This is a genomic window from Lederbergia galactosidilytica (assembly GCF_017873565.1).
GTDB classification, from domain to species: Bacteria; Bacillota; Bacilli; order Bacillales; family Bacillaceae_C; genus Lederbergia; species Lederbergia galactosidilytica.
This window is the reverse complement of the sequence record NZ_JAGGKH010000012.1, coordinates 12709-30293: the sequence shown is the minus strand read 5'-3', so window position 1 is coordinate 30293 and position 17585 is coordinate 12709. Positions and strand designations below refer to the sequence as shown.

The 17585-nt window shown below is 36.0% G+C and carries 15 protein-coding genes; 13 read left to right on the top strand and 2 right to left on the bottom strand.

Features of this window, described 5'->3' with window-relative positions; translation table 11 throughout:
* Nucleotides 1-260 precede the first annotated feature (260 nt).
* The 4 genes from ltaS to J2Z23_RS13405 all read left to right on the top strand — a co-directional run bounded on the left by ltaS (nucleotide 261) and on the right by J2Z23_RS13405 (nucleotide 4701).
* Entirely contained in the window at nucleotides 261-2180 is a 1920-nt protein-coding gene (gene ltaS / locus J2Z23_RS13420; protein WP_209974208.1) for a lipoteichoic acid synthase, read from the top strand.
* A gap of 219 nt (nucleotides 2181-2399) precedes the next feature.
* Nucleotides 2400-3827, top strand: a complete 1428-nt coding sequence (locus tag J2Z23_RS13415) for a vWA domain-containing protein (RefSeq protein ID WP_209974205.1) — start codon at nucleotides 2400-2402, stop codon at nucleotides 3825-3827.
* A gap of 281 nt (nucleotides 3828-4108) precedes the next feature.
* A complete protein-coding gene (locus J2Z23_RS13410) occupies nucleotides 4109-4414 on the top strand; it encodes a hypothetical protein (RefSeq protein ID WP_057983607.1) in 306 nt (101 codons plus the stop codon).
* A gap of 71 nt (nucleotides 4415-4485) precedes the next feature.
* Entirely contained in the window at nucleotides 4486-4701 is a 216-nt protein-coding gene (locus tag J2Z23_RS13405) for a hypothetical protein (RefSeq protein ID WP_209974204.1), read from the top strand.
* Here the strand turns inward: J2Z23_RS13405 and J2Z23_RS13400 are convergent.
* Nucleotides 4698-4985, bottom strand: coding sequence for a hypothetical protein (locus tag J2Z23_RS13400; RefSeq protein WP_057983602.1), 288 nt, complete (start codon nucleotides 4983-4985; stop codon nucleotides 4698-4700). The genes J2Z23_RS13405 and J2Z23_RS13400 overlap by 4 nt on opposite strands.
* Nucleotides 4986-5569: 584 nt before the next feature.
* Here J2Z23_RS13400 and J2Z23_RS13395 point away from each other — a divergent pair.
* From J2Z23_RS13395 to J2Z23_RS13355, 9 genes are all read left to right on the top strand, one after another.
* The gene (locus tag J2Z23_RS13395) at nucleotides 5570-6661 is read left to right on the top strand and encodes a glycerol dehydrogenase (RefSeq protein WP_057983600.1); all 1092 of its coding nucleotides are present in this window, start codon (nucleotides 5570-5572) and stop codon (nucleotides 6659-6661) included.
* Nucleotides 6662-6882: 221 nt separating this feature from the next.
* Nucleotides 6883-7518, top strand: a complete 636-nt coding sequence (locus tag J2Z23_RS13390; RefSeq protein ID WP_209974202.1) for a YesL family protein — start codon at nucleotides 6883-6885, stop codon at nucleotides 7516-7518.
* A gap of 65 nt (nucleotides 7519-7583) precedes the next feature.
* Entirely contained in the window at nucleotides 7584-8528 is a 945-nt protein-coding gene (locus tag J2Z23_RS13385; RefSeq protein ID WP_057983596.1) for a carbohydrate ABC transporter permease, read from the top strand.
* A 31-nt stretch (nucleotides 8529-8559) separates the two neighbouring features.
* Complete coding sequence (locus J2Z23_RS13380) at nucleotides 8560-9381, top strand: carbohydrate ABC transporter permease (RefSeq protein WP_057996110.1); 822 nt, start codon at nucleotides 8560-8562, stop codon at nucleotides 9379-9381.
* A 150-nt stretch (nucleotides 9382-9531) separates the two neighbouring features.
* Nucleotides 9532-10899: an ABC transporter substrate-binding protein gene (locus J2Z23_RS13375; RefSeq protein ID WP_209974200.1), complete on the top strand. Its 1368-nt coding sequence runs from the start codon at nucleotides 9532-9534 to the stop codon at nucleotides 10897-10899.
* A 182-nt stretch (nucleotides 10900-11081) separates the two neighbouring features.
* Entirely contained in the window at nucleotides 11082-12881 is a 1800-nt protein-coding gene (locus J2Z23_RS13370) for a sensor histidine kinase (RefSeq protein WP_209974198.1), read from the top strand.
* Nucleotides 12874-14493 (top strand): response regulator, encoded by a 1620-nt coding sequence (locus J2Z23_RS13365; RefSeq protein WP_209974196.1) that lies wholly within the window; start codon nucleotides 12874-12876, stop codon nucleotides 14491-14493. Before J2Z23_RS13370 ends, J2Z23_RS13365 begins: the two co-directional genes overlap by 8 nt.
* A gap of 197 nt (nucleotides 14494-14690) precedes the next feature.
* Nucleotides 14691-15008: a MazG nucleotide pyrophosphohydrolase domain-containing protein gene (locus J2Z23_RS13360; RefSeq protein ID WP_057983588.1), complete on the top strand. Its 318-nt coding sequence runs from the start codon at nucleotides 14691-14693 to the stop codon at nucleotides 15006-15008.
* 14 nt (nucleotides 15009-15022) lie between these two features.
* Nucleotides 15023-15595, top strand: a complete 573-nt coding sequence (locus J2Z23_RS13355; protein WP_064468950.1) for an LOG family protein — start codon at nucleotides 15023-15025, stop codon at nucleotides 15593-15595.
* Nucleotides 15596-15742: 147 nt separating this feature from the next.
* Here J2Z23_RS13355 and J2Z23_RS13350 read toward each other — a convergent pair whose 3' ends face one another.
* The gene (locus J2Z23_RS13350; RefSeq protein WP_064468951.1) at nucleotides 15743-17539 is read right to left on the bottom strand and encodes a glycoside hydrolase family 2 protein; all 1797 of its coding nucleotides are present in this window, start codon (nucleotides 17537-17539) and stop codon (nucleotides 15743-15745) included.
* Nucleotides 17540-17585: the final 46 nt, after the last annotated feature.

Genomic DNA, 17585 nt, shown 5'->3' with positions numbered 1-17585 from the left:
CTAAAAGGGGGCTTCAATCTTCCGGATTTTTTTGTTAAGATAAAATGAAATCTTTTTTAGAGACTAAAAAGAAGAGAGACATTTTAGTAGAAACAGTGCTGTTTGCTGTCATTAGAGAGTCTCTATGAAATAAGATTGTAATGTTTTATTATCCAGAGAGCGGGTAATATGATACACTGATATGATGGCGCTCTTTGAATTGTTAGGTGAGGGTATTCATTGGGAAGTATGCGGGATAAGAATTTTATGAGGTGAACATAATGAAAAAATTTCTAACGTCCAAAGCCGGCTTCTTTTCCGTTATCGTCCTTTGCTTTTGGATAAAAACGTATATTATTTATCAAGTGGAGTTTGACTTAGGGGTTAATAATATATTGCAACAATTTTTATTGTTCTTTAATCCACTTAATTCAGGGCTTATCTTTCTAGGTCTTGCATTATTTGCCAAAGGAAGAAAAGCAGGCGTTTGGCTATTGACAATTTATACAACTTTAAATGTGCTTTTATATGCAAATGTGGTATTTTATCGTTTTAATAGCGACTTTATTACCATTCCTACATTAACCCAAACAGGGAATTTTGCGAGTTTGGGTGGGAGTATTGCTGACTTAGTTGCATGGCATGACTTATTTTACCTAGTTGATTTAATTTTACTTGTCGTGTTTTTTATTAAATCAAAGGGAAACTGGTCGACGGAACGCTTACCGATGAAAAAGCCTATGCTCGTCCTAGCTACTGGTGCGATTTTGTTTACAGTGAATTTAGGATTAGCGGAAATTGATCGTCCTCAGTTATTAAAAAGAACATTTGACCGAAATTATATTGTGAAATATTTGGGCGCATATAATTTTATGATTTATGATGCAGTGCTAAGCTTTAACTCATCAAAGCAACGTGTCCTGGCTTCAAGTGATGACATAACCGAGGTAGAAAATTACACGAAAAGTAAGTATGCCGAACCAAACCCAGATTATTTTGGTGCAGCTGCTGGTAAAAATATCATTAAAATCCATTTAGAGTCATTTCAATCTTTTTTGATTGATTATAAATTAAATGGGGAAGAAGTGACCCCTTTTATCAATTCACTTGTTCATGATTCAGAGCAGAACTTTACGTATTTTGATAACTTTTTCCATCAAACGGAACAAGGAAAAACGGCAGATGCGGAATTGATTATGGATAACTCTTTATACGGATTGCCACAAGGTGCGGCGTTTGTAACGAAGGGGAATAACACATATCAAGCATTACCAGCGATATTACAGCAACAGCAAGGATATACAAATGCTGTGTTTCATGGAGATTATAAATCTTTTTGGAATCGAGATGAGATTTATAAACAATTTGGAATCGATCATTTCTTTGATGCTAGCTATTACGATATGGCCGATGATAATGTGATTGGATATGGATTAAAAGATAAGCCATTCTTTGAGGAGTCTATGCCTTATCTTGAATCACTACCACAGCCTTTTTATGCGCATATGATGACATTAACGCATCATCATCCGTATTTAATTGATGAGGAAGATGCCACAATCGAGCCAGCTACAACAGGAGATGCATCAGTGGATCGATATTTCCAAACCGCCCGCTATTTGGATGAGTCTGTGGAGCAATTTTTCAATAGCTTAAAGGCATCTGGTTTATATGAAGATTCGGTGATCTTTTTGTATGGCGATCATTACGGTGTTTCAACCAACCATAATCGGGCAATGTCTGAGCTACTTGGGGAAGATATTACAAATTTAAAATCAGCTGAGCTCCAGCGCGTTCCATTTTTGATTAAAATTCCGGGAATGGAAGGCCAAGGTATTAACCATGAATATACTGGCCAAATGGATGTCGTACCGACAATCTTACATCTGCTAGGAATTGAAGCGCGCGACTATATTCAATTTGGGACAGATCTTTTCTCTGAGGAACACAAAGATTTCGTTCCATTTCGAAATGGTGACTTCATGACAGAGAAATTTAGTCGGGTGGACGGCGTTTACTATGACAACCAAACCAAAGATGTAATCGAAGAACCAACAGAAGAAATGAAAGATTTACGAGACACCGTTATGCAGGAGTTAGAGCTATCTGACCAGGTATTATACGGTGACCTCCTAAGATTTTACACACCTAATCAAGACTGGACACCTGTCGATCCGACGAAGTATATGTACGGAAAATAAGGGGACAGTCCCCCACTCTGGTAAAGTGGTAAAGACTAAGGTGGCAAATATAAAAAGACCTAGCGCTTATTCTTTGACAGAATATGCGCTAGGTCTTTTTTGGCGAAATCTTATTTGATCTCTTGCATTCATTGGTATTTTAAATTAAGGTCCTTATCCCTAGAAACCTATTAGCTATTAGAAACGTAAATAATAGAGCAAAATAAGGGGGAAGATGTCATGGGTAAATCAAAAGTTTGGACGCTCGCAATTGCCTTTTTAATCATTTGCGGTATCCTAGTTGGATGCCGTGCAGAAGATGTGCCAGAAACATCCCAAGCAGATGCTAAAAAACAAGAGAATTCACCTATAAAAGGAGAAAAAGAAGAGAGCAATGCTGAAACCATTCCTAGTGCAGCAACCACAATGGAGGAAACTGTCGTACAGAAGCCGGGACGACTGGTGGATGAACATATGGAACCTGAAATAGAAGCGGCTCGAACAGTCGATTTCACCAAGTATTTTCGATATTATGAGGATACATTCCTAGATATTGTTCATAAAGAATTACCAGCTTACTTTCAAAAAAATACAACATTAAGTCCTGAGGAAGTTTATGATTATCTTGTCTATGAGCTTGGTTCCGGACAATATGAGCCTTATTATGAAAAACTTGTTACTTACGATCATGGGTACGAAATGCCGGAACTGCCGCAGGGTGAGGACGAAATTGAACTAGCTAAAAAAGAGCAAACAAATCTAGTTATTCTGATGGATGCCAGTGGAAGTATGAAGGCAACTATTGCAGATGACACAAGAATGGATCTTGCTAAAGAAGCAATTGAAAAATTCACAAAAGATATTGGGAAAGATGTGAATGTGTCTCTTCTTGCCTATGGACATAAAGGCACTGGGGATAACGCGGATAAGAAGCTATCATGCTCTTCGATCGATACAATTTATCCATTGAAAGAATATAATCAAACAGAATTTCATCAAGCTTTGAATTCGTTCCAAGCAAGTGGATGGACACCACTGGCAGGCGCAATGGAGAAGGCGAATGACCTGCTTGCTCCTTATGGAGAAGAGGGGTATAGAAACATTGTCTATATTGTAAGTGATGGGGTTGAAACATGTGATGGGGATCCCATTGCAGCGGCGAAAAAACTAAATGAGAGCAATATAGAAGCAAAAGTAAATATCATTGGTTTTGATGTAGATAATGAGGGACAAACTCAACTAAAGCAAGTAGCAGAAGCTGGTGGAGGTCAATATGCGACTGTTAGAGATCCTGCTGAATTTGATGTTGTCTTGAAGAAAAAATGGCAGCCTAGTATGATGCAAGTCATGAGCCAGCAAGGTGTACACTTACATGAGTTAGTAGATCAATTAACCGAATTAACTAGTATATATGATCCACTCTCGAATCTTTCTGCCCGGGAAGCCATTCGAATTTCTGATGCCACTCGCTTTTTATTGAAAGAAGAATGGATCGATCAAGAGACAGCAGACTATATTGCGGAACGCTCCAAGCAAATGGAAGAGTTAAGAAAAGAGCATTTCCAACAATTAAAAGAAGAAAAAAGTACAGAGGCCGAAAATGCTCGCAAAGAGATTGATACTGAAGTAGAGGCGTGGAAAGAAAAATGGTATAAGGAAATAGAATAGAAATGGAGAATGTAGAGGGTTATTAACAGCTTCATCCGGTAAGTTTCCAAAATAAAAATAATACTTATCAAACTACAAACAAGAAAATGGAATAGGCTCCGCGGGCGAGTGTCAAGTCTCCTCGGGCTCCGCCTTTCGGAGCCTTGCCTTACTGATCTCTTACTTCCCGCCGGAGTCTCGTCTATTCCATTTGCTAGGATGGCTTATCGTTTTGGTGTTTTTTACAAATTGATTCGAATCTTCTAAAAAGGATTAATGTTACGAATATTAGGAGGGGTATGATGTTAAAAGAATCTATTAAGGTATTAGGAATTATTTCATCCTTACTGGTAATCGTGGGATTAGTGTTGATGTTTTCTAGTGTTTCCTTTGGAACTTTCTTAGGAGACATTTGGCTTGCAAATCAGGTGGAGGGGATTGCTGATACTAGTCAATACATGATTGTGCTTGAAACTCATAAAAACAACTTTGTAATTGCTGGAAGTATCCTCTTTGCTGTGGGGGTAATAACGGCCATCCTCACTTATTTTATATATCTATTTTACGGAATAAGAGAAACAACAATATCGCCTGATAATAAAAATTAGAATAGGCTATCGTTTATTCAAGAATCGGAAGCGGATGTTGAAGAAGAACAGGGGAATTGATGAAATTTTTTATGAAAATTGAACAATACCATTGTAAAGAAAGACTCCATTTTGATCAATCTTATTTCAAAATGGAGTCGCTTGTTTATCGTAATAAATGGGTTTGTGAAGTATTTTTGACCCAACTCTATTTTATAACTTTATCAGTGAGTAGTAATTTTATAGAGATTTCACCATTGATACTTAACTACGGGCTTGTCACCGTCATTATCTTATCAATCTCTTAAGGTTGAAACATAACGAATTTAACCTTCTGATTAGTGGATGGTCGGGTTGTAGTCCACACTTCCATACCAGCAGTTTCCATTTCAGCTAAAAGATTTTCGATTGCTTCGATAATCGCCTGCTTCGCCTTTGGATGATCACCCATCCCATCGATACTTTCTTCTTCCCAGTAGTAATAACTGGCGAAAGCTTCCGTATGTTTTTTATAAATATGATAAGTCACTTGAATTCTTAGGTCTTGGTGTTGAATCCACAAGGACCCAGCTCCACTCAGTGATGGTTCCATATCTGCATCCTCCTCATCACAATAAGATCGTCTATAATAAAACAAAGTTGTTAATTGAAGCAAATAGGGTAGCTGTATTATAACATTTATAAGGGTTAAGTGTCTATTTGCCTCAATAAGATTGCTTGTGAACTACTCACCATTTACTTTTCTAACGAAAATTTGAAGTGGGAGCTTCTCCGTTCCACGATGAAAGCAACCTTCCATCTCCCAAAGCGTTGCTTCCCGCCGTCCGTCCAGCGGTAGATGTCGGATAGTTTCAAAGGTTCGTTCGTTACCTTGGATATTTTACGCACAGAAGGACAACTTGGTTTCCGTATACTTGATTCTCTGTGCCACCCTATATAGTTATCAGAGAACACTTGTACTTATTATACCAGATTTTTATGAATAGTAAGTAACTTTGGCTTACGCCAACCGAATTTCATCTCCACCTTATCGTTGGGCTACGCCCTGCACACGATTGAAGATGGAGACTTCTTTCGGAAATCTGTTAAAGACATATGTGAAATTATTCACAAATTAATGAGAACATGTTATGATTAAAGCATAAGATATCCACTATTTTCAAAGGAGAGAGAAGAATGACCAATATTATCTTTGTTTCACCTAATAAATATGTCCAAGGAAAAGGAGCCCTTAGAGACCTTGGGGTTCACGTAAAAACTATGGCAAAGAAGCCACTTATCATTTCTGACCATATTGTTTGGGATCTTACGAAAGAGATGATTACGAAAGGCTTTCAGGAGGAGAAACTTGATTTTCATTTTGTCGAATTTAACGGCGAAGCTTCTATGAATGAAATTCACCGGATTGTCGAAGAAGGAAAAGCGAATCAGGTTGATTATGTGATTGGAGTGGGAGGAGGAAAAACACTCGATACGGCAAAAGCGATTGCAGATGGTTTGGATACAGGGGTGGTAATTGTACCGACAACAGCTTCAACAGATGCTCCAACAAGTGCCTTATCCGTTATTTATAGTGATGCTGGCGTATTTGAATCATACAAATTCTTCGCCAAAAATCCTGATTTAGTATTGGTTGATACGGAAGTTGTGGCAAAAGCACCAGCTCGATTATTTGCCTCAGGGATTGCTGATGCAATGGCAACATGGGTGGAAGCAAGAGCGACCATTAAAAGTAATGGGATAGCCATGGCTGGTGGAAAAACAAGTATAGCGGCTAAGGCTATTGCAAAAGCTTGTGAAGAGACTTTATTTGCTTATGGAATTCCTGCTTATCAAGCCGTTCAAAAGGGCGTTGTGACACAACATGTTGAAGCAGTAGTCGAAGCTAACACCTTATTATCTGGACTCGGTTTTGAGAGTGGTGGATTAGCTGGCGCCCATGCGATCCATAACGGTTTTACTGTTCTAGACGGAGAAATCCACCATCTCACTCACGGAGAAAAAGTAGCCTATGGAACGCTTGTCCAGTTAATGTTAGAGCTTCATCCAGAAACAGAACTAGCAAAATACATTATGTTTTATCAAGCACTAGGCTTACCAACTACATTAAAAGAAATGCATTTAGATGAAGTAACATACGAAGATCTTCTTAAAGTAGGACAAGCTGCAATACAAGAGGGAGAAACAATGGGGAATTTGTCCGAAGATATTACAGCTGAAGATGTGGCCAATGCCATTATTGCGGTTGATCAATTAGCACAAAAATAATAACGAACAAGCTAAGTTTCAAATGAATAATGATAAAAAAATTCTTTCGCTTTTTGCGAGAGAATTTTTTTGTTTTTGTCTCAATATGAAAATTGACCAAGGATATAAGTAAAAAAAACATCGCGGATAGTAAAATTATTCTATTTTTAATGTTTATTCAGTTTAGTAAGATTTGAAGTTAGAGAGGGGTCAAAATTCAAATGGTGTAAGAGGTGATGGAGATGAATCTACAAACTGGGTTAACAGGGGGCCTCTATAAGGTTTGTGAGTGGATGTATCGATTGGCTTATCTAAATTTATTATGGATAATCTTCACTTTCATTGGGTTTATTATAGTTGGGTTTGGTCCTGCAACTGTAGCAATGTATTCTGTCATGCGGAAATGGTTAGATAGTGAAGATGACTTTTCGGTATTTCCTACCTTCCTAGCTTATTATCGATTAGAGTTTAAGCAAGCGAATAAGATCGGTCTTGTCTTATTCACCGTCAGCCTCTTTATCGTGATTGATACTAGACTAGTAGGTTCTTTTGATGGTGTTATACTTTATATTTTTTTAAGCAGCTTGATCACTGTGAGCATTTTATTATTGGTTGTGATGTTGTACATTTTTCCACTTGTTGTCCAATATAAAAATACAACTTTCCAGTACTTTAAATCTGCGCTTATTCTCGGGGTATCCTTTCCCATTCGGACTTTGCTCATGTTTGGATCGGTTCTATCAGTCGTTTTTATTTGTCTTATCTTCCCAGTTATCTCCTTCTTCTATTTAGGAAGTGGCTTAAGTTTTATTACAATGTTCTTTTCAGACCATTTATTCAGAAAAATAAATGAAGGACAAATGGTCGTAACCAATTGACACTTATGATAAGTAATCAACACTTCATGTGTTTAACGGAATGATGAAAAATGAGGTGAAAAGGAATGAAAGACAATCTTGAGGTACAGAAAAATCCGAAAGCGTTGCCGTTAAAGGTAAATAAAAAGGCAATAATTGAAAGAAATGAAAATTTAGCAGGGGCTTTATTTGTTTCACCAATGTTACTCGGCGTAACAGTTATCGTTCTCCTTCCTATGATAGCAACCTTCGTTCTTGCTTTTGTGGATTGGAAATTTATTTCTGGTTGGGAAAACCTGAAATGGGTAGGATTGCAAAATTTCCGAGAATTATTCGGTGACGAGGTATTCATAAAATCTTTATTCAATAATGCTATTTTTATTTTAACCGTTCCTCTCACTATGGCTTTCTCTATTTTCTTAGCAATTGTTATTGATAAACATGTATATCTGAAGGATTATTTTAAAGTGGCTTTCTTTATGCCCTATATCTCTAGTGTTGTAGCCATTGCAACCGTTTGGCAAGTACTATTTCATCCTTCCGCTGGTCCGATTAATCAGGTCCTAATGTCATTAGGGATTGAAAATCCACCTGCATGGATAGCAGATCCGAGTTTTGCTTTAATTTCGGTGATGATCATTCATATCTGGATCTCGGTGGGCTTTAATCTCATTGTTTATATTGCTGGCTTGCAATCAATTCCAAAGGAGTTATATGAAGCAGCGGAGATGGATGGTGCCAACCCATGGTATATGTTTAAAAATATTACCTTACCATTAGTTTCTCCTACAACTTTTTTCTTGTTGATTACAGGAATTATAGGAACATTTAAGGTATTTGATTTAATCGCTGTCTTGACTGCAGGAGGACCTTTAAAATCAACAACAATGCTTGTGTGGCATTTATATGAGACAGCGTTTATTAAATTGGAAATCGGCTATGCTTCTGCGATTGCTGTCATATTATTTCTGTTTGTATTTTTAATCACGATTTTACAGTGGTTCGGTCAGAAAAAATGGGTGAATTATTAAAGGAGGGGAAAACTTGAAGAATACAAAAACATTGATTGCGAAAAAGCTGATTGTCACAGCCGTTACATTCTTTTGTAGTATTGCTTTTCTACTACCATTCCTCTGGATGCTATCCACTTCTTTTAAAATTGAGGCAGATGTCTTTAAATATCCTATTCAATGGATTCCAGAAACTTGGAATGCCATTCAGAATTACCGGGAAGTATGGTTTGGTGACTATCCTTTTTATCTCTATTATTGGAATTCCATTAAGGTTGCGGTTCTAACAACTTTAATATCTTGTACAGTTTCTTCTCTAGCAGCCTATGGGTTTTCAAAAGTTCGCTTTCCAGCAGGAAGTTGGTTATTTATTATTGTACTGGCGACTTATATGGTACCACCGCAAGCAAGCTTAGTTCCTCAATTTCTTATGTTTAGAAGTGTTGGTTTATTTGATAACCACTTTGGTCTGATTTTACTTGGAAGTTTTAGTGTGCTAGGTACATTTATGCTGCGGCAATTTTTTATGGGGATTCCAACTGATTTCATTGATGCAGCTAAGATGGATGGTGCCGGCCACTGGAAGATTTTTTGGCGGATTGCCTTGCCAATTGTACGCCCAGCAGTTGCTACCTACGCTATTTTAAGATTTATCTGGACATGGAATGATTATCAAAATCCATTGATATTCTTACGAACAGATCAACTTTATACGATTCAGTTAGCTATGCAAAAATTTACAACAATCAATGGTGAGTTCTATTCATTAATGATGGCGGCGGCTGTGTCTGCTATTCTCCCATTATTAATTGTGTTTATAATTGGGCAAAAGCAAGTCATTGAAGGGATCGCTCTAGGAGGTGTAAAAGGGTAAATATTAGTACATTTGGCAATGTCAAAATATTAACTATATAAGTAAAAATAGTGCCATTACAAAAAACTACAGTTTGTTATAATCTCGTGTAAGTGCTTACAGATGATGTGTCAGCAGACACCATTTCTGCTAAAATGAGGGGGGATTGTTGTGAGAAAAAATATATGGTTAGCGTGTTTAGTCGTTTTACTAGCTGGTATTTTGGTAGCTTGTAATTCAAACGACAATGAAAAGGCAGGAACAGATACTTCAGAGAAAAAGCAAGCAGGTTCAGATAATCAAGAGGAGGTTACAATTAAGTTCCATACACATGGTAATGAGGCCTCTTATAACTGGTCTGATACGATTGCTGCCTTTGAAGAGGAGTACCCGAATATTAAGGTTGATTTAGTGATCCTCAGTGAAAAAGGGGATACAAATGAAGCCCTGCAAAAATTGGATCTAGAAGCTGCTTCCGGTTCACAGCTTGATGTACTGATGTTCAGTGATCCAGCCTCTTACGCGGAGCGTGTAGATTTAGGAATGGTCGCTGCTATTGATGAATTTATTGAGGAAGATGGCTATTCAGTGGAAGAAGATTATAAAGTGAATACCATTTTAAATGATCATTATTATGCACTACCTGGTAAGTTTAATCCTTGGTATGTACTCGTTAATAAAGATCATTTACAAGAAGCTGGTCTTGAAGTGCCAACAGAATGGACATGGGATGATTTTCAAGATTACGCTAAAAAACTAACAACAGATGATCATTATGGCACTTTCTTCCATGGTCCACAAAATGGTGGCTGGATGGAATATATGAGTCTAGCACTTGCAAGTAAAGAAGAAAATTCAACCTTTGTAAAGGAAAATGGTGAAGCAAACTTTGATGATCCCATGTTCCGGAAAACATTAGCAATGCGTGTGGAAATGGAAAAAGAAGATAAATCGGCTACACCATATGCTGATATTTTATCCCAAAATCTTCATTATCGTAATCAATGGTTTAACCAAGATGCTAGTTTATTACTAATTGGTAGTTGGATGAATACTGAACTTGGTGGAACAGATCAATTCCCATTAGATTTTGAAGTGGGAGTTGCTCCTTATCCGAACAATGAAGGTAGTGATAATAATGGATTTACTCCAGTGACAACAGACTATATGGCGGTTGCTGAAAAATCTAAACAGAAAGAAGCGGCCTATACATTTATTCGGTGGTATACGACGGAAGGGCAAGTCGTTCAAGGCAAAAATATACCATCTTGGAATGGGGTCGATGAAACTGAGTTTGCAGATATCGTGGACACTATTTTAGACGATACAGTTAGCCCTGAAAAAGTTGACAAAGAATCACTTATTAATGTGTTAACGAATGCGAAATCATCTAAGCTGATTCCACCTGTAGCAGGTCAAGCGGAAATTTATCAGGTTGTCAATGATGAATACGAGAAGCTCATTTATGGTGAACAAGATCTTGATAAGACGATTGATGAGTTGCAGAAAAAGGCGACTGCAATTTTAGAAAGTAATTAATCACTTGTGATGAATGGGTGAGTCTAGTATCAGTTTGCTCCCATAGCTAGATTGATACTAGACATGCTCATGATTATTTTTATAACATGGGATCTATATAGAATGGTTCACCATCAGTAAAATACGAAATTACTGATGGTATTTTCGTATTTTTGTATGTTATGTAAAAGGAGATTACCTATGTGTTTAAAAAAACTCGATTGTTTGCCTTGCCATCCTTTCGGAATAAAGTCATTCTAGCATCCGTCATTTGTATTGTTTTACCTGTCATTATCACCTTATCCATATACAATTATCTAACGAAGGATGCAATGAAGGAACAAGCTATTTCCAATGCAAACAAAGAGCTTGAATTAGCAGAGGAATATGTCTTAAAGCTATTAGAGGATATGCTCAATATTACAAATTTTGTACAGTTAAATACTGAGTTAAATGCTATTTTAAAAGAAAAAGCTGAACAAGATGATTCGAGTAATCAGGGGTATGAACAATTTTTAAAAGATCGGACAGTTATGAATACGATTGAGAATATTACTTTAGTAGGGGAGAAAGCGCAGGTTACGATCCTATTAAAAAATGGAAAGTATTACACGAATTATTCGATATCTGACTATAATCCATTAGAAATATTTCAGGAAGATTGGTTTGCTCAATTGGATACAAAAAATGGCTATGAATCTATTTGGATCGATACAGCCCCCACTGTATTCCAATCTTATCAAGGAACCAATCCGTATCAACTATCAGTTGCCAGAACGCTTCGTAATAATAATTCAGAGATCTATGGGTATCTTGTTGTGACGATATTTGAAAATACAATCAGTCAAATTTTTGATAATCGATTAAATGATGAGGAAATATTATTAGTGAATGACGAGAATACAATTCTATCTCATCGGGATACCGACCAAATTGGAAAGACCTTTTCATATTTAAACGGTTTAAATAAAAATGAAACCGCTATTATTGATATAGAAAATCAACATTACTTATTAACAGCCAAAGATATCTCATTTAATCGCTGGAAGTTAGTATCATTAGTACCATACCGGGAGGCAATATCAAATATTAATTCAATCTTTAACAAGGTATTTTTTCTACTTCTTATTCTTTTTACGATTTTCTTTGTTATTTTAGCCTATTTCATCAATCGAATCACAAAACCGTTAGTCTATTTAGGTAGTGTCGTAGAGAAAGTCCAAGCAGGTAATCTTTCGGTTCGATCTCAAATTCAAACAAATGATGAAATTGGACGTTTTTCACAATCCTTTGACAGAATGTTAGACCAAATTAATGAAATGATTAAGGAGACAAAAGCTACACAAGCAAGAAAAAGAAAAGCTGAATTAGCGATGCTGCAAGCACAGATAAATCCGCATTTTCTTTTTAATGTATTAAATTCTATTCGGATGAAAGTTTTTAAACACGGTGATAAGGAAAGTGCAAAAATGATAAGTTCCTTATCAAAATTATTACGAATGACGATTGATACGCAGAAGGGGATGATCCCATTTGCAGAGGAAGTTAGCATTGTAAGCGATTATGTCTTTTTAATGAATATGAGGCAGAAAGAAAAGGTTAGCTTTATAACAAATATAACTAATGAATCATACCAGCATACGATTCCGCGTTTTATTTTGCAGCCAATTATTGAGAATTCTATTATACATGGCTTAAATCAAAAAGCAGGAACAATCACATTGCATGCATTAACAACGAAAGATAAGTTTATTGTTGAAATTGAAGATGATGGACAAGGGATGGTTAAAGAAAAATTATTAGAGATTCCAAAAAATATAAAGCTATTAGGCGATAAGAAACGACATCAAAATAGTTTCTCAAGTATAGGATTATCGAATGTCTATGAACGATTAGTGATGACTTTTGGAAAAGAATTTGAAATGAAAGTTGATAGTTCTGAAGGTAAAGGCACTAGAATTATATTGCTTATTCCAGAAAAGGGGGTAGGAATCGATGTATAAGGTAATGTTAGTGGATGATGATTATCCAGCTATCGAATTTTTGTCGGAAATGATTGAATGGAATGAACTGAATATTGAGTTGCAAAGCACTCATGAGAATGGTGCGAATGCATTAGCTTATGCACAAACAGATATGCCCGATATTTTAATTACCGATATTGGTATGCCAAAAATGGATGGATTAGAATTAACAAAAAAAATGAAGCAACGAAAACCTGATTTACAAGTTGCCATTTTATCCTGTCATAATGAATTTACCTATGCCCAAAAAGCGATCAAATTAGGTGTTCAAGATTATATTTTAAAAGAAACATTAGACCCTGAAGATTTAACAGAACTTTTAATGAGCATTAAAGAGAACTTAGAGAATAACCAACGGAAAAATCTTAAACGACTTAAATTAGAGAATGCAGTGGAAAGAAGTAAGCATCTAGCAAAAGAAAAATTTATTAAAGAACTTATCTATCAATCACCAAATGCCAAAAAAGATTGGTGCTATGAAAATAATTTTTCGGGTTTCAAATTGGAGAAGAGGGACTATATTCCTGTTCTTTGCTTTATTGAAGATTATAATGCATTAAAAGCTTCCTATGCCTCAGAGGATACCTTTCAGTTTGCGGTGCAAAACGTGATCGAGGAAGTCGTACATAATAGTGAATATGAAGATAAACATTTCGTTTTTGAAGAATATAAATCCTTTATGCTAATACCTTACCAGCCATCTTTAAAAATTGATAATTTTGGGGAAGCTGCTAATCTCTTGAGAGTATTACAGAAGACATTAAAAGACTATTTGAATATCCAAATGTCTTTTTTAATAGGGGAAAAAATTGCTCCAGAAGACCTGCAATTTGAATTAACAAATTTATTAGCTAGTAACACCCAACGTTTTTACATGGAGCCTAGTGCAATTATGAGGAGAAAGGAGACGCATGATCATAATACAGAAGATTTATTTCATTATTATGATCAAGCTGCAGTGGAATTGCGGCGTTTAATTTTTAAAAAAGAGATTCGTAATATTCCTCCATATGTAACAAAATGGCTAGATTTTATTCAAGAGAATACTTTTCATCCAGAAGTGATAAAGGAATGGATTCTCAAACTGTTATTAGAGCTAAAAATAAAGTTAAAAGCGTTACAATATTTTCAAACTAGCTTTAATCTTGAGATTCTTCATAAAGAGATTGTATATATTGAGACGATCACTGCATTAAAAACCTGGTTCATAGATTGTTTAGAATCAGCTATTATACTAACAACTGAGTCATTATATAGTTCAAAGCATAAAGAAATATTAGAAGCATGTATCTACGTATCATTGAATATCGAAAAGAAATTATACTTAGATGAAGTGGCAAACCATATATTTTTAAATCCTAGCTATTTTAGCCGCTTGTTTAAAAAAGAAATGGGAAAAACCTTTGTTGAATACGTAAAATCCATAAAAGTGGAAAGAGCAAAAGAATTGCTCGATCAAACGACTCACTCCATTAGCGAGATCTGCGAACGATTAGGATATGATAACCAAAGCTATTTCATTAAACTATTTAAAAAACATGAAGGGCTTACACCTGCAGAATATAGAGAGATACAGAACTTGCCTGAATAACCTACAAGATACTGCAAAGCTGAAAAATAGAGAAGATATGATACCCCAACTGTAACGGAAGTGCCGCTAAACAGTGGGGCTTTTTTATTATAGAAGATTATCTAGTGAATCTCAATTAGATAGATAACAGTATAATAACACTATATATTGTGTTATTATTCATAATGAACGCTATATATCGGAAATGGGGCGAAGCTTTGGATGTGAAAGAGTTTCAGAAATGGATTGGGTCTTATTATAAGGAAAGAGGCTGGTCTGATTTAGATATCTTTGTACGGGTAGGTTTTTTGTCGGAAGAAACCGGAGAAGTAGCAAGAGCAATTAGGGCATTAGAAATAGGGAGGGATCGACCAGATGAAATGGTGAGTACAGTTGATGAAGATAAGGAAAATCTCAAAGAAGAGTTAGGAGACGTATTAGGCAATGTGGTAGTGATTGCCAATCAATATAATATTGATTTAGAAGATATCTTTTTACAACATAAAAATAAATTGTTACATAGATACCAAAATTAGAAGGATGATCAATTATGAATATTAAAAACATAGCCGTGTTCTGTGGTTCAAGCGCTGGAAAAAATAAAATTTATTTGGAAAATGCCAAAAAACTTGGTGAAGAATTAGCCTCTAGTGGGAGAACGTTAGTATATGGCGGTGCGCAAGTTGGCTGCATGGGGGCATTGGCTAATTCAGCGTTAAATAATGGGGGCAATGTTATCGGGATAATACCTAAGAAATTACAAGATGTTGAGATAGCTCATCAAAATTTAACTGAACTTTATGTCGTAGAAACTATGCATGAACGAAAAGCAAAAATGGCTGATTTAGCGAATGGATTTATTGCTCTTCCCGGAGGAGCAGGAACATTAGAAGAATGGTTTGAGGTATTCACTTGGGCACAGCTTGGTTATCACCAAAAGCCGTGTGGTTTATTAAATGTGAATGGCTTTTTCGAACCATTAATTTCGATGTTAGATTATACGATTGAAGAAGGGTTTATGAATGCTATGTATAAGGATTTAATCATTATTGATTCTGATCCAAATAGCTTATTGGATAAAATGGAGTATTATTCCCCACCTTTAAAAGCAAAATGGGAATAATTTTGGATAGATAACTAAGGGATTTACTTCTCCGCTTTATAATATAAGTCCGATGAACCATACCTATTGAAGGGAGAAATTGATCTTACTAAAAGGCAGGGTGCTGCCCGAAGTGGGACAGCACCTTAAGATAGCCGAGTTGCTATTTTACTCGAAAATATACCCGTTATTATATTTATAATTTAAAATTGCTCGGATCTTTTGCGGATCAAATTTATAGTCATGATTATGGTCTAGTAAGCCATTTACCTCTTGTTCGACATCTGTAAGTTGTGTGTAGCAAATACCTGACACATAATCTAAATCCATGAAGGCCCGAGTAAGATCTTCAAGTCTCTGTAGGACCGCTTCTTCAGAGGTTAGTCTTTCTCCATATCCCCAAGACTCTTCATCTTCATCATGATGAAAAGCAATCCCACCGTACTCGCTTATAATAATTGGCTCTTCATTGTACTTATAGCCCTTGCTATAGTTTTGTCGGTTACTTGTAGAGGAAGGGCTACCATTTACCGCTTCTTCAAAATCCTTATATTTATCCCTAATAACTTCATGGTCGGCTGTGTAATCATGAATAGTTAAGATATCTGTTAAGGTGTGCTCCCAACCATCATTACCGATTATCAATCTAGTTTGATCCAATAGTTTGGCCATCTGGTATAAAAAGTTCACAAATTGCTGCTGTTTTTCATTTTCATATACTTCATTAATTCCCCAAGATTCATTCATCAAAGTATAGATGATTGTCGAGGGATGATTATAGTGTTTTTCAATAATTTTTTTTGTTTCGTGCAGCGCATTGTTAATAGATTTCTCGTTTAATTCAAAAAAACTTGGTACTTCGGCCCACATGGCTACACCTAATAGATCGCATAGATACATATAGCGTCGATCTGCTACTTTTTGGTGCATTCTAACCCCGTTAAAGCCCATTTCCTTAACTTTCAATAGATCATTGACTAAATCATCTATAGAACGAGGAGTTAATAAACCCTCGCCATAATATCCTTGGTCAAGAATAAGCTTTTGGTAAAACTCCTTATTGTTAAGAAGAACTTTTCGGCCCTTGTGATCGATCTTACGCATTCCGAAGTAACTTTGCACACAGTCAGTCTGCTCTTCTTTATCTTCTAATGTGAATGTAATATCATATAAATTTGGTGTGTCAGGTGTCCAATATTCAACTCGGAAATCTGCTTCTTCCATGCTTACATCAATCGATAATTTGGCAGAATCATTAATAATACTCATCCCGGATCTGCGAATCGATTTCCCTTTATAGCTCACCTGGACTTGCAAGTAGCCATCAATATAATCACCATTTGTGTATACTTCTAGCTCAATAGTTCCCTTGTCAACATTGGGAGTCATTTTTGCTTCTTCAATAAAAAAGCTCTCAACCTGTTCTAACCAAACACTTTGCCAAATTCCTGTGGTACGGGTATACCAGCATAAAAAGTTATGATCTTTCCAGGACTGCTTTCCAATAATTTGAGCACAGCTATTTTTATCTTCTACTCTGATAACAATTTTATTGGAACCAGCATCTAATTGGTCTGTTAATTCGAAACTAAATGGAACATGACCACCTTCGTGTTCTCCAATAAATTGTCCATTTAACCATACTTTGGTCAGATAATCAACTGCTTCAAAGTGGATAAATGTTCTTTTATTAGTTTGTTCCATTTCAAATGTTCGTTTATACCAAATAATATTATGTTCTCCGGCATCACCAATTCCAGAGAGTTTACTTTGATACACATAAGGAACATTTATTTTATGAGTAAAGGACTTATCTAAAAACCATCTCTCTTTTTCTCCTATATTTTCATTATCATAAGTAAAATCCCATTGGCCATCTAAACTTGACCAATTATCTTGTCTTACAAATTGTGGCCGCGGATAAGTTAGACCACTATAATCCCCTTTTTTAATCATTTCTAACATAAAAAAACTCCTCTTCTATTCGATATTCTCACAACTAAAATTCAAG